At 66.8% G+C, this 15,249-nt stretch carries 12 protein-coding genes; 5 read left to right on the top strand and 7 right to left on the bottom strand.

Translation table 11 applies throughout. The features are described from left to right. Positions 1–7: 7 nt before the first annotated feature. On the top strand, positions 8–2,647 hold the full coding sequence (gene ptsP / locus LZC94_00225) for a phosphoenolpyruvate--protein phosphotransferase (GenBank protein ID WXB15703.1): 2,640 nt from the start codon (positions 8–10) through the stop codon (positions 2,645–2,647). Positions 2,648–2,868: 221 nt separating this feature from the next. Then, positions 2,869–4,623: an N-acetylglucosamine-specific PTS transporter subunit IIBC gene (nagE, locus tag LZC94_00220; GenBank protein WXB15702.1), complete on the top strand. Its 1,755-nt coding sequence runs from the start codon at positions 2,869–2,871 to the stop codon at positions 4,621–4,623. 149 nt (positions 4,624–4,772) lie between these two features. Here the strand turns inward: nagE and LZC94_00215 are convergent, their stop codons facing one another. Further along, positions 4,773–6,086 carry an MHS family MFS transporter gene (locus tag LZC94_00215; protein WXB20337.1) on the bottom strand — a complete coding sequence of 438 codons (1,314 nt, stop codon included), beginning with the start codon at positions 6,084–6,086 and terminating at the stop codon, positions 4,773–4,775. A 440-nt stretch (positions 6,087–6,526) separates the two neighbouring features. Between LZC94_00215 and LZC94_00210 the strand changes: the two genes are divergently transcribed. Beyond that, positions 6,527–7,462: a GGDEF domain-containing protein gene (locus LZC94_00210; protein ID WXB15701.1), complete on the top strand. Its 936-nt coding sequence runs from the start codon at positions 6,527–6,529 to the stop codon at positions 7,460–7,462. Positions 7,463–8,011: 549 nt separating this feature from the next. After that, positions 8,012–8,965: a COX15/CtaA family protein gene (locus LZC94_00205; GenBank protein WXB15700.1), complete on the top strand. Its 954-nt coding sequence runs from the start codon at positions 8,012–8,014 to the stop codon at positions 8,963–8,965. On the opposite strand, the gene LZC94_00200 is transcribed toward LZC94_00205, so the two are convergent. The 6 genes from LZC94_00200 to LZC94_00175 form a co-directional block, all read right to left on the bottom strand. Then, positions 8,959–9,255, bottom strand: coding sequence for a (2Fe-2S)-binding protein (locus tag LZC94_00200; protein WXB15699.1), 297 nt, complete (start codon positions 9,253–9,255; stop codon positions 8,959–8,961). The two genes, LZC94_00205 and LZC94_00200, sit on opposite strands and share 7 nt — an antisense overlap. A 452-nt stretch (positions 9,256–9,707) precedes the next feature. Beyond that, positions 9,708–10,484: a VOC family protein gene (locus tag LZC94_00195; GenBank protein ID WXB15698.1), complete on the bottom strand. Its 777-nt coding sequence runs from the start codon at positions 10,482–10,484 to the stop codon at positions 9,708–9,710. A gap of 186 nt (positions 10,485–10,670) precedes the next feature. Beyond that, complete coding sequence (locus tag LZC94_00190; protein ID WXB15697.1) at positions 10,671–11,495, bottom strand: metallophosphoesterase; 825 nt, start codon at positions 11,493–11,495, stop codon at positions 10,671–10,673. A gap of 99 nt (positions 11,496–11,594) precedes the next feature. Continuing rightward, on the bottom strand, positions 11,595–12,182 hold the full coding sequence (locus LZC94_00185; GenBank protein ID WXB15696.1) for a GTPase domain-containing protein: 588 nt from the start codon (positions 12,180–12,182) through the stop codon (positions 11,595–11,597). Positions 12,183–12,236: 54 nt separating this feature from the next. After that, the gene (locus tag LZC94_00180) at positions 12,237–12,719 is read right to left on the bottom strand and encodes a roadblock/LC7 domain-containing protein (GenBank protein WXB15695.1); all 483 of its coding nucleotides are present in this window, start codon (positions 12,717–12,719) and stop codon (positions 12,237–12,239) included. A 233-nt stretch (positions 12,720–12,952) separates the two neighbouring features. Continuing rightward, positions 12,953–14,344 carry a M20/M25/M40 family metallo-hydrolase gene (locus LZC94_00175; GenBank protein ID WXB15694.1) on the bottom strand — a complete coding sequence of 464 codons (1,392 nt, stop codon included), beginning with the start codon at positions 14,342–14,344 and terminating at the stop codon, positions 12,953–12,955. Positions 14,345–14,381: 37 nt separating this feature from the next. Between LZC94_00175 and LZC94_00170 the strand changes: the two genes are divergently transcribed. Next, entirely contained in the window at positions 14,382–15,227 is an 846-nt protein-coding gene (locus LZC94_00170; protein WXB15693.1) for a class I SAM-dependent methyltransferase, read from the top strand. The last annotated feature ends 22 nt before the right edge of the window (positions 15,228–15,249 follow it).

The following is a 15,249-nucleotide window of genomic DNA, read 5'->3' as shown; positions in this document are numbered from 1 at the left end:
GGGCACCATGCCGAAGGTCGAGCCTCGCTCGTCGAAAGATCCGTCTTTGGAGCAAAGACTACGATGGCCCGAGAGTGGGAGTAAGCTCGCCGAGCTCCCGCTCTTTGCGCCATTGAGCGGCCCCGTGGTGCCGCTGGACGCCGTGCCCGATCCCGTGTTCTCCACGCGGATGATGGGCGACGGCATCGCCATCGAACCGATTTCGGACAGCGTGGTGGCCCCGTGCGATGGGATCGTGACCCATTTGCACCGGGCCGGGCACGCGCTGACCCTGACGGCCGAAAATGGCGCGGAGATCCTCGTTCACGTGGGGATCGACACGGTGCATCTACAAGGGCGCGGCTTTACGGCGCACGTGCAAGAGGGCGCGCACGTGCAGGCGGGCGATCTCTTGATCACGTTCGACGTCGATAAGGTGGCCCGCGAGGTCCCCTCCCTCCAAACGATGATCTTGGTGGCCAACAGCGACGATTACTCCGTCGCGTGGCGCAATGCAGGATCGGTGGACGCCGGCAAGAGCCGGCTGATGACGGTGCGCCGCCGCGATCCGAAGGACACGCCGCTCATCCGCGCGTCGGGCGAGGTCGCCGCCGCGCGCGGGCCCGCCGGCGCGGGCGCCAGCGAAAAGTTGGCGGAGGCCGTGATCGCGCACCACGGCGGGCTGCACGCGCGCCCCGCCGCCCTCGTGACGGCCGCGGCGCGCCGCAACGGCTGCGATATCACGGTGAGCTTCGGCGGCCGCACGGCCAACGCGCGCAGCGTGGTGGCGCTCATGGGGCTCGGCACCAAAGAAGGCGACCGGGTGACGGTGCACGCGCGGGGGTCGTCGGCGGAGGCGGCGCTCACCAACGTCATTCAAGCGATTCAGACCGCCGTCGCGGGCGCGGAGGCGGCTCCCGCGGCGCCAGGAACGGCGCTGCCCAAGGCCATCGACTCGGCGGCCGATCTATCGGGCGCGGCGCTCACCGGGGCGAGCGCTTCGCCCGGGCTGGCGGTGGGGCGGGTGGTGCGGCTCGACAGCGTCGACGTCGAGCCGCCGGCGGCGCTCCATGATCTGGACGGCGAGTTCGAGCGGCTGGCCGCGGCGCTCACCACCGTGCGCGCCGAGGTGGCGGCCGCCATTCGCGACGCCAACGCGCGGCACGCGCGGCAGGAGCACGACATGTTCGTCGCGCACCAAGCGCTGCTCGACGATCCGGAGATCGTCTCCGCCGCCGAGCGCGCCGTGGGCAAGGGCGTGAGCGCCGGCGTGGCGTACCGCAAGGCGGTGAACGCGGAGTGTGCCGTGCTTTCGCGCCTCGGCAACCCGCTCTTGGCCGAGCGCATCACCGATCTGCGCGATCTCGAGCGCCGCGTGCTGCTCGCCATGAGCGGACACGCGTTGCCCGAGCCCGAGCTGTTCGCCGAGTCCATCGTGGTGGCCGACGATCTGGCGCTCTCGGAGTTCACGCGCCTCGACAAAAAGCGCATCGTGGGCATCTGCACGGCCCGCGGCGGCGCCACCTCGCACGTGGCCATCCTGGCCCGCGCCCTGGGGGTCCCCTCCTTGGTCGCCATGGGCCCGACCCTCTTTTCTGTACCGCACGGCAAAGAAGTATTGCTCGACGCCACCGCGGGCCGCCTCGATCCCGAGCCCACGGCGGAGCGTCTGGCCACCGCGCGCAAAGCCATGGCCGATCGCGCGGCCCGCCACGCCGAAGCGCTCGCCCAAGTCACTCTGCCGGCCATCACCCGCGACGGTCACCGCATCGAGGTCGCCGCCAACATCGCCACCCAGACCGACGCGGCCGACGCCGTCCGGCAGGGCGCCGACGGCGTGGGCCTCTTGCGCACCGAGGTGCTCTTCCTCGATCGCGAAGATCCCCCGAGCGAGGCCGAGCAGCGCGCCGCCTACCAGGGCGTGATCGACGCGCTGGAGGGACGCGCGGCCATCATCCGCACCCTGGACGCGGGCGGCGACAAGCCGCTCCCCTTCCTGCCGCTCCCCAAAGAGGACAACCCCGCCCTGGGTTTGCGCGGCATTCGCTCGGGCTTTGCGCAGCCCGAGCTGCTCGACACCCAGCTGCGCGCGCTGCTCGGCGTCACCCCCATCGCGGCGTGCAAAATCATGCTCCCCATGGTCTCCGACGCCGAGGAGCTCCTCTTCGTGCGCGGCCGCGTGGACGCGATCGCCAAGGAGTTGAAGCTCACCGAGCGCCCCTCGCTGGGCGTCATGATCGAGGTCCCCTCGGCCGCGCTCCTGGCCGATCAGCTCGCGCGTCACGCCGACTTCTTGTCCCTGGGGACCAACGATCTCACGCAGTACACCTTGGCGATGGATCGCTGCCACCCGGGGTTCGCCGAGAAGCTCGACGGGCTGCACCCTGCCGTCCTGCGGCTCATCGCGCGCACCGTGGAGGGCGCCACCCGGCATGGCAAGTGGGTCGGCATCTGCGGCGCGCTCGCCTCGGATCTGGAGGCCATTCCGCTGCTCGTCGGCCTCGGGGTCACCGAGCTCTCGGTGAGCGCCGGCGTCGTGGCCGAGGTCAAAGCGCGCGTGCGCACGCTCGACTACGAGGCCTGCCGCAAGCAGACGCTCGTCCTGATGAACCTCACCTCTCCGAAGGAGATCCGCGCCCGGGCCCGCGCTCTCTGGCCCGACACGTGAATCACGGCGCACGCCCCTTCGGGGGCCTGCTCCGAATCGGACTCCGCCCGGTTTGATTCGATATGTTTTCGCGGGGTTTCGCCCCGTCGAGACCTTTGGCTCTGAGTCTCGAAGGGACACACGACGGCCCTAGGCCGGAGTGCCACCTCCCATTTTCGAGCCTCTCCCATCGAGGGGCTCCAAAAGCTTCAAAGATTCGTCGTCGCGAGGAGGACTTCACAATGACGCAAGCGGTCAATTTCGGAACAGTCAACTTCGGAAAGATCCAGAAACTCGGCCGCGCGCTCATGCTGCCCATCGCAGTGTTGCCCGTGGCCGGGCTTCTTTTGAGGTTTGGTCAAGACGACCTTCTGGGCCGCCCTGACCTCCTCGGTGCGAATGCCAAGCTGATTGCGCAGGCGGGCGGCGCCGTCTTCGACAACCTGCCCATTCTGTTCGCCATCGGCGTGGCGGTGGGGTTCGCGATCGACAATGCGGGCGTGGCGGGGCTCGCGGGCGGTCTCGGGTACCTCATCATGAACGCCATTTTGAAGACGTGGGAGAAGCCCGGGGTCAAGGAGAGCAAGATCGACATGGGTGTCCTCGGGGGCATCCTCATCGGCGTCACCGCCGGCTTGCTCTACAACCGCTACAAGGACACCAAGCTCCCCGACTACCTCGCCTTCTTCGGCGGCAAACGGTTCGTGCCGATCGTGACCGGCCTGACGGCGGTCGTCTACGGCATCGTCTTCGGCTTCGTGTGGCCGCCCATCCAGCACGTGATGGATCTGATCGGGCAGTGGCTCCTCACGGCCGGCTCCATCGGTGTGTTCATCTACGGCGTCCTCAATCGCGTGCTCCTCGTCACCGGCCTGCACCACGTGCTCAACAGCATGGTGTGGTTCATCTTCGGCGACTTCGCCGACGCGACGGGCAAGGTCGCCCACGGCGATCTCCACCGCTTCTTCGCCGGCGATCCGCAGGCGGGCATCTTCATGACGGGGTTCTTCCCGGTGATGATGTTCGGCCTCCCGGCGGCGTGCCTCGCCATGTACCGCACGGCCAAGCCCGAGAACCGCAAGGGGGTCGGCGGCCTGCTCCTCTCGATGGCGCTCACCGCGTTCCTCACCGGTGTCACCGAGCCGGTGGAGTTTGCCTTCGTGTTCCTCGCGCCCGCCCTCTACGCCGTGCACGCGGTGCTGACCGGCATCGCGTTCGTGATCGTGAACGCGCTCCACATCCGCCTGGGATTCAACTTCTCCGCCGGCATCATCGACTACGTCCTGTCCTTCGGCCGCGCGGAGAACCCCTGGCTCCTCATCCCCGTGGGCGCCGCGTACTTCGCCGTCTACTATGGGATCTTCGTCTTCTGCATCCGCCACTGGAACCTGGCGACCCCCGGACGTGAGCCCGCGGACACAGCCGTGTCCCACGGTCCCCTCGTCACCGACGACGCCGAGCGCGCCTACGCGTTCATCAAGGCCCTGGGCGGCGCCACCAACCTGCGCGGCATCGACGCATGCACCACCCGCCTGCGCCTCACCTTGGACAAGAACGACATCGTCGACGAGCCGGCCCTCCGGCGTCTGGGCGCCAAGGGCATCGTGCGCCCCGGCGCGGGGAGCCTGCAGGTCGTCCTCGGACCGGAGGCCGATCGGGTCGCCGATACGATCCGCGCCGCCCTGGCCGAAGGCGGCTCCGCCGTCGTTCGCGAGGCTCCGCAAGCCGCGCCGGCGGTCGCGCGCATCGCCGCGGCGGCCCCGGGCATCGATCGCGCCGCGTGGGTCGCCGCATTGGGCGGCGAAGGTAACCTCCGCGTGACGGAGACCGTCGCGGGCACCCGCCTTCGCGCCGAGCTGGTGGATGCCGACAAAGTCGACGAGGGCGCCCTCAAGCGCCTCGGCGCCAAAGCCGTCATGCGCTTCTCGAGCACCCTCGTTCACGTCATCGTCGGCCCGCAATCGGGCGATCTCGCGGCGGCGTTGGTTACGTCGTAGTCGCCCCCGGCGCGCGCCGCCCGGCGCCATGATCACGCTGGCAGTAGCTGCGGCTCCCCCGCCCATCCTCCCGCAAAACGGGAGGGGGCGAGAGGGAGCCGCAGTGCTTCGAGGGGCAGCGCTTCAACGGACAGCGCTTCGAAGAACCATCAATGCCCGCCGATGGTCTCGGCGTCGATACGGTGATCCTTGGTCTCGTGGATGAAGAGGGTGCCCACGATCAGGGTGACGATGCACATGCCGATCGGATAGAGGAGGCCCGTGTAGATCGAGTTGGGCCCGAACGTCTCTTTGGCCCACGCGGAGGCGGTGACGGCGGTGGCGATGAGCGGAAGGAAGCCGCCGATCCAGCCGTTTCCGAGGTGGTACGGCAGCGACATGGACGTGTAGCGGATACGGGTGGGAAAGAGCTCGACCAGGAACGCGGCCATCGGCGCGTAGACCATGCAGACGTAGACCATCTGCAAGGCGAGCAGCAGCGCCATGGCCACATGGTTGATCTGCGCCGGATCGGCCTTGGGCAGCCCATCGGGGTTCGAGAAGTATTTCATGGCCATGTAGATGGGCAGATACGTGAGCGCCCCCAGCAAGCAGCCGCCGAGGATGAGCTTCTTGCGCCCGATGCGATCCGAGAGCCAGCCGAAGACGAGAAAGAGCGGCGTGGTGATGAACAGCGCGATCGACACCAAGGTGTACGACGTCTTCCAATCGATCTTCAGCATCGTCTGCAAGAACGTCAGCGCATAGAACTGCCCCGTGTACCAAACCACGCCCTGGCCCGCGATGGCCCCGAAGGCGATGAGCACGTAGCGCCGGTTGACGGGGTTGGTGAAGCTCTCTTTGAGCGGGTTCTTCGACGCCTTCCCGGCCGCCTTCATCTTGGAGAAGAGGGGCGACTCCTTCATCTTGAGCCGCACGTAGAGCGAGACGATGAGCAAAATGAACGAGATGAGGAACGGAATGCGCCAGCCCCACTCTTTGAAGGCCACCTCGCCCAGCGACGCGCGCGTGATGCCGATGACCCCCATGCTCACGAAGAAGCCTGCCGTGGCCGTGGTTTGAATGAAGCTCGTGTAATAGCCGCGTTGCGCGTCCGGGACGTGCTCGGCCACATAGGTCGCGGCTCCGCCGTACTCACCGCCCAGCGCGAGCCCCTGGAGCAAACGCAAAAAGACGAGCAGCGCGGTCGCGCCGATGCCCCAGGTCGCGTACGTGGGGAGCAGACCGATGAGCGCCGTTCCCAGGCCCATCGTGGCCATGGTGACGAGGAAGGTATACTTGCGACCGACAAGGTCCCCAAGGTGACCAAATACCAGCGCACCAATCGGACGAACGCCAAAGCCCGCCCCGAATGTGGCCAGGCTCGCGAGCAGTTGAACCGTGTCATTCCCCTGCGGGAAAAAGAGACCTCCAAAGAATACGGCTAAGCTCCCATAAAGGTAAAAGTCGTACCATTCGAACAATGTCCCAAGCGAAGCCGCGAAGATGACGCGGCGAAGCGTGGCGGGGTCGGCGATCGGCTCGCCCGATACGTTGGAACTGGAAGAGCCACCGATGGCAACGGCTGGCGTTAACGTGTCCTTTGCGCCCATACTTTCGATCATGCTCGGCCCCCGTTCTCGGGTGGACTGGTGGGTCTGGTGGGTCTACTGGGGTCTGGTGGCTTGCCGTTGATGCTGCGGAAGGTGACGGCAACGGTAGAAAGGCAGACAGCGGCCCCCTCCGGCGGGAAGTGACCGATGCCCCCATGCACATGTGACTAACGGAGCAGTATATGCGGGAATCCGCGCCAGTGGTGTCGCTGTCGTGCTCTCCGGTCTTTGGTCGTCGGTCTGGAGAGCCGATCTCACGTCTTGTCAGTCTTGACCCACGTTTCGTGGATCTGCGAACATTTGATTGAATAATGACCAGCATTCCACCCGATGACGAAGAGAAAACACGAGTCGGAAAGGCTCCTCTCGATCTCGTCCTCGGAAAGTCGGTTAGGGATCGCGCTTATCTCATCGTCCTCGCCGGCGACAGTGTCGGTGCGATGTACCGCGTCGAGGACGGAGAAACGCTGATCGGACGAACCTCAACGGCCAAAATCCGCCTCACCGATGACGGCATATCGCGCCGTCATGCGCGCATCGTGCAGCGCGGCACGGAGGTCATCATCGAGGACCTGCAGAGCGCCAACGGCACCGCGGTGAACGACGAAAAGCTGGAGGCCGCCCACATCCTGCACGACGGCGACAAAATCCACATCGGCTCGACGACGATTCTCAAGTTCACCTACCACGATGATCTCGAGGAGAGCTTCCAGCAGCGCATGTACGAAGCCGCGCTGCGTGATGGGCTGACCAAGGCATTCAACAAGAAGCACTTCCTCGACCGGCTGGAGACGGAGCTGGCTTACGCAAAGCGGCATCGCCAGCCGCTGTCGCTGATCATGATGGACGTGGACCACTTCAAATCGATCAACGACACCTACGGACACGTCGCCGGCGACTTCGTGCTCGCGCGGCTCGCCAAGCTCGCGATGGGCCAAGTGCGCACCGAGGACCTGTTCGCCCGCTACGGCGGGGAGGAGTTCGGGGTCATCTGCCGCGGGCTCGATGCTTCACGCGCGGGCATCTTCGCCGAGCGGCTGCGTCAACTGATCGCAAGCACCCCGTTCGAGAACGACGATTGCACCATTTCGGTCACCATCAGCCTGGGCATCGCCACCTACCCCGACGTCCCCGCCGAGGACGTTGGCGCGCTCATCACGGCGGCGGACGAAGCGCTCTATGCCGCCAAGCGCAGCGGACGCAACCGGGTTCAGTCGGCCCTCGCGTACCCGCCCAAGGCGCCCTAGCGCCAAGGTCGTTCACGTAGGCTCTCTTTGCTCCCGTACCCGTACACGTACATGTTCCCCTTCCCGATCTTCTCTGCCCGGAACCTTCGGGAACGGGTACGTGTATGGGTTGAGTGAACGGCATGGGCCCTCGCGTTTCCCTGGAGGCGCGCAGCGCTCTCCTCGACCGGGGCACCTGCGCACGAGCTCTCTTCGACCGGCGCACGCGCGTCTACGACGGCGCCCGCGCGCGCGGAGCCTTGACCTCGCGCACCTTTGAAGCCAAAAGCGACGCGTGCCGCGATTCGCCAATCGACCGGGCACCTGCGCACGAGCTCTCTTCGACCGGCGCACGCGCGTCTACGACGGCGCACGCGCGTCTACGACGGCGCCCGCGCGCGCGGAGCCTTGACCTCGCGCACCTTTGAAGCCAAAAGCGACGCGTGCCGCGATTCGCCAATCGACCGGGGCACCTGCGCACGAGCTCTCTTCGACCGGCGCACGCGCGTCTACGACGGCGCACGCGCGCGGAGCCTTGACCTCGCGCACCTTTGAAGCCAAAAGCGAGGCGTGCCGCGATTCGCCAAATTTGCCTGGGGGCTCCTCGCCTACAACCTCCTCGTCATTGCCTGGGGTGCCTATGTGCGCGCGAGCGGCTCCGGCGCGGGCTGCGGAGCGCACTGGCCGCTGTGCAACGGGGAGGTCCTCCCGCGTGCACCGGGGGTGGAAATGCTGGTGGAGCTCTCGCACCGGATCACCAGCGGCTTGTCGCTCCTCGGAGGGCTCGCCCTCGCGATCGCGGCGCACCGCACGTACCCGCGCGGCTCGGTGGTGCGGCGTGGGGCGTGGACGGCATTTGGCTTGGTGGGCGCGGAGGCGTTGATTGGCGCGGGGCTGGTGCTGTTCGAGCTGGTCGCCCACGACAAGTCGATGAAGCGCGGTCTCTCCATGGCGCTTCACTTGACCAACACGTTCTTCCTCTTGGCCGCGCTGACCCTCACCGCCTTTTGGGCGTCGGGCGGCGCGCGCGTGTCCCTGCGACGTCAGGGGGTCGTGGCATGGAGCTTGGGGCTCGCCGTCGCCTTCATGCTGGTGCTCGGCATGAGCGGCGCGGTGACCGCCCTCGGCGATACGCTCTTCCCGGTGCACTCGGTGTCCGAGGGGCTCCTGCAAGAGATCTCGACCGGCGCGCACATCTTCGTGCGGCTTCGGCTTCTTCACCCCGTGATTGCCACCCTCACCGCGGTGGTCGTTCTCTTGGCGGCCACGCTCGCACGTCTGCTCCGCCCCACGCGGCTCGTGCGCAAGCTCTCGCTCACCGTGTCGCTGCTGATCGTCGCGCAGATGATCGCGGGCATCGCCAATGTGGCGCTGCTCGCGCCCATCCCGATGCAGCTGGTGCACCTGCTCTTGGCCGACAGCGTGTGGATCGCGCTGATCCTCCTGGCCGCGAGCGCCCTTCGCGCGCCCGAGGCGCACGCGCTCCCGGGCCCTTCGGCCGAGGGCGGCGTGTTGAGCTACTGAGGCGGACGGCCCTTCGCGATGTCATCGTCCGCCACGTCCGCGAGCCCTGCCAGATCGCGAAGCGGGAGCGGGTGCAGCGGAGGGCGCGGCGTGATGGGAAAGTCGGCGGCGCCGCCGTTCTTGCGCAACAGGTGCGCGCACAAGGCCACGCACGATTTTCCCTGGCACCACCCGGTGCCGAACCCCGTGTAGCGCTTGAGCGACTCGAGGTCGTCGTGACCGCGCTCGATCGCCTCCTCGAGCTCGTGGAGGGTCACGTCTTCACAGCGACATACGAGAATTTTGCCCATGCGATGCTGACAATGCCCCGCTCGGGCGCGAAATTCAATCCCGGTGCCCTTGCCTTGCCGCCCGCCCTCGGCTAGTAAGCGGGTCCCTTTCTGAGGTTGACCCGAGCGGGACCTTGACCCGAGCGGACCGCATCTGGAGCCATCATGTACCTCGTCATCTCGAAGAAGCCGCGCAAGACGAACCGCACGAAGAGCAAGCGCTACCGCGCCAAGCTCAAGTCGAAGAACGCCGGCCGCCGCGCTCGCCTGAATCGTCCGTGATGTGAGGGGGGGTTAGCCCCCTCACCATCCGGTTTGTTTTCGTCTCTCGCTTCTTAGTTCTCGTTTTTTCCCGTTCCGGCAGAGCAGGCCCGAGCCGGCGCGCTGGCCGGTGGGCTCTTCGAGCGGCGCCGTGCGCCCCAGGTCCATGACGTCGAACGGCGGTGCGCGCACCCTGCGCCGCGCCCGTCGCGCTACTTCTTGACCATGCGAACCACGCCGAAGACCGAGCCTTGCGGATCTTGGAGCACGGCGATGCGGCCCACGCCGGGGATATCCATGGGCGCGAGCAACACCGTGCCGCCCAGCGACGCTGTGCTCTTGCTGCTGCCGTCGGGATCGACCACGGAGAAGTACGTGACCCACGCCGAGGGCATCCCGGGCTGCGCCTTCATCATGCCGCCGACCATGTACTCGCCGAGCGCGAAGTCGATGTACTCCATGCCCGCGCCGCTGGCCTCGCGCGTGGTCCATCCGAACAGGCTCGTGTAGAAGCGCTGCGCGGCCGCCGGATCGGTGGTCGACAGCTCGTTCCACTCCATGGCCTGCGCCTCGCGCAAAAGGCCGGCGCCGAAGTGCTTCCCCGGCTGCCAGAGCGCAAAGAAGGCCCCCGTCGGATCGGCGAGGATCGCCATCCGCCCCACGTCCATCACGTCGAACGGCGACGCGAGCACGTGTCCCCCGAGCTCTCCGGCGCGCTGGGCGATCGCATCGGCGTTGGTCACCGAAATGTACGCCAGCCAGTGCGGCGGAACGCCTTGCGCGATGGTCTCCTCGCGCTGCTCGCTGAGCGCACAGACGTCGCGATCGCGCACCTTGCACATGGTGTAGACGCCGCCGCCGGGAATCGGAACGTCGTCGTAGCTCCAGGCGAAGATCTCCTTGTAGAACTTCTTCGCGTCGTTCACCCCGCGCGCCGCGAGCTCCACCCAACAGAACGTCCCCGGCTGGTACTTGGTCACTTCCGGCATGGCTCGATCCTCCTCGGCGACGAGCGTACAACCGGACCCTCGCGCCGTCTGCGCGCACGCGCGTGCCCGCACCGCGACCGTAACGAAAATCCGCTCGCGCCGTGACGGGCGCTGCTCAACCTCGCGAAGGTTCGCGCGCGGGCGCGCAAGCACCGCGGCCCGGGCGACGCGCGATCGTCACCGGTGTCACAGAATCGTGCGCAAGTAGCTCTCGGCGCCGCGCGATTGCGACCATTGGCGCGAGTACCCGAGGGACACCTCCTCGAAGCGCACCCCGTCCAGCCAGCGCGTGGTGCGAACGTGAAGGTGCCCGCTCACCACCACCTTCGCCCGGAAGCGCTGGTGCCAATCGTGCGTCCGCCGGGTGCCGCACCAGATCGAGAAGCGCGGGATGCTCGGGAGCCACGCGTGCTCCTGGCGCAGCGGAAAGTGGTTCACGAGCACGGTCGGCAGCGCGGGATCGACGGCAGCGAGGCGCTCCTCGGTGGCGGCGCAGCGCGCGGCGCACCAGGCATCGCGCGTGGGGTACGGGTGCGGATCGAGCAGGAACTCGTCGGCGCACACCAGGTCGTGCTCCTTGGCCCACGGCACCGCGCCGTCGCGCGTCACATGGTCCGGACGGAACGAATAGTCGTAGAGGACGAACAGCGGGGCGATGACGCAGGGGCCCGTGTCCGTCCCGTCGGCGCCCTTTCCTTCCCACACCGGGTACGGATCCTCGGGCGAGCTCACCCCGTAGGCGCGACATACGTCCACCAGGCGGCGGTACTTGGCGTCGCCGCGAAGATCGGCCGCGCGGGGGGTCGTCCAGAGCTCGTGGTTGCCCGGCACCCACAGGAGCCGCGCAAACTTGGCGCCCAAGGTCTCGAAGGTCCACGCCAGATGTTCTTCCGTCTCGCCGATGTCGCCCGCGAGGATCAACCAGTCGTCGCGATGCGGTGGGATCGCGGCGATGGCATCGCGGTTGGTACGGTCGGCTACGTGGAGATCACTCAGGGCCAAAAGTTGCATTCCGAACCTGCAGGACCTGTGTGCGGGTCCAGTCCGGGACGTTGGTGTCAACTGCGTGTATCGGCAAGCAACCGCCGCACGAAGCGATCCGCCGCGCGGTCAACCACCCTTGCGGAGCTCGGTTAGGACCAGCTTGGCAATCGACTTCAGCGTTTCGAACACGCCCACGCCCGTTCGCGCCACAGCTTCGTACTCGGGCACGTTGGTCGGGTTGAGCATCTGGCGAAGCTCCTCGACCGAGGCCGTGTTCGGCAGATCGCGCTTGTTGTACTGCATGACGTACGGGAGCTTGTCGAGGTTGTAGCCCTGCTCGGCCAAGTTGGTGCGCAGGTTCTCGACCGACTCCAGGTTCGCCTCGGTCCGCTCGATCTGGGAGTCGGCCACGAAGATGACCCCGTCGACGCCCTTCAGAATGAGCTTGCGCGAGGCATCGTAGAAGACCTGCCCCGGCACCGTGTACAGGTGGAAGCGGGTCTTGAAGCCGCGGATTTCTCCCAGCGCGAGGGGGAGAAAGTCGAAAAAGAGCGTCCGCTCCGTTTCGGTGGCGAGGCTGATCATCTTGCCCTTCGCCTCCGGGTTGGTGCGCTCGTAGATGTACTGGAGATTCGTCGTTTTTCCGCAGAGCCCAGGACCGTAATAGACCAACTTGCAGTTGATCTCCCTGGCCATGTAATTGATGAAGCTCATCGCGTCTTGCCCTCGTACCCCCTCAAGTTCGGACTCGCCTTCGCGAATCTAAGGTCAATCGTTGAAGAGGTTGTCGATGTCTTCATCGGTGATCTCGGCAAATGGTGAATCCGCTCCGGGTTCCTGCACCTTCTTCAAGAGCGCCTCGAAGATGTGATTGAGCTCCTCGCTCGCCTTCTTCACCCTCAAGCGCACCAGCCCGAGGCTGGAACGCGAGTCGAAAATGACGACCAGGATGACGCGGTTTCCGACGAGCTGAATGTGGATGTTCGCCTTCTCGCCCTCGTGGAACTGGGTGGCGAACTCCTGCTCCTTCAGGAGCTTGGCCATACCTCCCGTGGCGGCGATGTTACCTGCCGTCAGAGAGGCCAGGCTCGTCGTATCGACGTTGTCGATGTCACCGCTCGCGGCGATGAGTTGGCCGTTTTTATCGACGATGAAGACGACCTTGGCGTTCGCGTCGCGAACCAAACGATCGACGACCGTTTGGATCTGATTGAACTCCTCTTCGTACATCACCATCTGCGGGTTGACCATTAGGAGCCTCGGCTGACAGAATGCCTACTTCGAATCGGGACCAGTGCACGCGAGAGAATCCCTCGACGTAGCCGCCCCCAGATGCTTGCATGCTCGCGTGCTTGCTTGCTTGCGTGCTTGGGGCCCCGGGTGGGCCGGCAGAACCTTCGCTCGCCTCCACACGGAGAGAAGAGGGGAGAGAAGAGAGCCGCCAGTGTGGCACACGGCGCATGCCACGGTTCTATCCGATCGCCTCAGCCCGCGTCCACGCCGTTCTTTCGGCTGCAGAAGCGAGCGACGGCGTCATATAGAAGCGTAAGCCCCCAACGCAGCCCATCGACGGGGATACGCTCGTTGTGGCCATGATACATGCGGGAAAAGACGACATCCGTGTGCGTGGGATCAAAGCGGACAGGGGCGAAACCGTAGCACGTCGAACCGAGGCGCGTATAAGCCTTGGCATCGGTAAATCCCGGAATGACGAATGGAATCGGCACCGCTTGAGGCGCATGACGGCGGATTGTTGCCGCCAGATGGTCAAAGAGCGGGCTAGTCGATGTGGTTTCGACGGGCGGAAGCGATCTCAACACTTCTAGGGTCGCATCTTTCCCGAGGACGGCGCGCAGCTCCTCCAAAAACGACGCCTCCGTCTGTCCCGGCAGCACCCGCCCATCGATGTCCACCGACGCGCGTCCCGGAATGACGTTCACCTTGCTTCCGGCCCGCACGAGGGTCGGCGTCGCCGTGTTCGACAAGAGCGCGCCAAAGGTCCGGCGCTGATCGGGATCGGTCACCAGGTGGTCGAGGATGGCGCCCGCCACCGCCGGGACGGCGAGCAGGGAGAGCGCGCCGCGCTGCGGCAGCGGGAGCCTCGCGGCGAGCGCCCGAAGAAAGCCGGCCACCGGCGCGGAAGGATGCATGGGCAGGCGCGCGCGGCCCAGCGCCGAGACCGCGTTGGCCATGCGCAAGACCGCGCTGTTCGGATCGGGGAGCGAGCCATGCCCCGGGTTGCCCTCGAAGGTGGCGCGCACCCAGCAGACGCCCTTCTCCGCGACTTGAATCGGGTAAAAGGTGCGCCCGAGGAGGTGCAGCGAGAAGCCGCCCACCTCGCCGAGCGTGTACTCTGCACGTACTTGGTCGGGGTGCTCGTCGACGAGAAAGAGGCTGCCATCGGCGCAGCCGGCCTCCTCGTCGGCCACCGCCGCGAAGATGACGTCGCGATCGAGCTTGCCGGCCGCGCCGCGCGCGAGCAGCGCGAGGACGCACGCGCTCATGGCGGCCATGTGCTTCATGTCGATGGCGCCGCGCCCCCAGAGGTACCCGTCGTGGATCTCCCCGCCGAACGGCGGATGGTCCCAGCGCGTTGGGTCGGCCTCGACCACGTCCAGGTGCGCGTTGAGCAGGATGGGCGGGCGCTCGCCCGTTCCTTTCACGCGCGCCACCAGGCAGGCGCGCCCCTTCTTCTTCTCGAAGATGCGGGGCTCGATGTTCGCCTCGCGCAAAAACTCCGCCAGGCGCTCGGCGGCAGGGCTCTCCCCTCCATCGCCTTCTTCGCCCGTGCCGCGGTTCACGCTGGGAATGCGCAGCAGATCGGCGAGGAGCGCGATGCAGCGGTCGCCCTCGGTACCCCAGTCGATGGAATCCATGAGGGACGACGATAGCGCGGCGGGCTAAAATGGTCGCATGCAAGGCAATCGTCCGAGCGCCACGGCCATGCGGGTCGCCGTCCGTCGCGCCGCGCATCAACTGCTCGATCGCCCGGCGATCTTCGACGATCCGCTGGCCGTGCGCATCGTGGGCGAGGAGGCCGAAGCGTCGATCGTCTCCGATCCGGACGCGCACCAGCGGCCCATCCTTCGTACCCTTCGCGCCTTTCTGGTCGCACGCAGCCGCTACGCGGAGGATGCGCTCGAGGCGTCGGTCGCGCGGGGCGTGGGTCAATACGTCGTCCTTGGCGCGGGCCTCGACACGTTCGCCTATCGGAACCGGCACCCGTCGCTGCGCGTGTTCGAGGTCGACTACCCGGCCACGCAAGCGTGGAAGCGCGAGCGGCTCGCGGCAGCCGGCATCGCCGTGCCGCCTTCCCTGACATTCGCGCCCGTGGATTTCGAGGAGCAAACGCTCGCGGAGGGGCTCGCGCGGGCGGGGCTCGATCCGTCGATCCCGACGTTCTTCTCGTGGCTGGGGGTGACGTACTACCTCTCGCGCGACGTGGTGATGAACGCGCTGCGCTTCGTGGCTTCGCGCGGCGCGGGGACCGAGATCGTGTTCGACTTTTCCATTCCGCCCGACGGGATGCCGCCCGAGGAGCGCCGCGAGTTCGACACCATGGCGGCGCTCGTCGCCGCCATCGGCGAGCCGTGGGTCACCTTCTTGGAGCCGCTGCCCCTCTCGCACGAGGTCGCGGCCATGGGGTACTCCTATGTGGAGACGCTCACGCCGGGCGCCATCCATACGCGCTTCTTCGAGGGCCGCGCCGACGGGTTGCGCTCGGGCGGCTTCGGGCACCTTCTGCACGCGCGCGTGTGAGCGGGCGCGCTACGGTGGCAGG

The organism is Sorangiineae bacterium MSr11954 (assembly GCA_037157815.1).
Taxonomy (GTDB): domain Bacteria; phylum Myxococcota_A; class Polyangia; order Polyangiales; family Polyangiaceae; genus Pendulispora; species Pendulispora albinea.
This window is presented reverse-complemented; position numbering and strand designations above follow the sequence as displayed.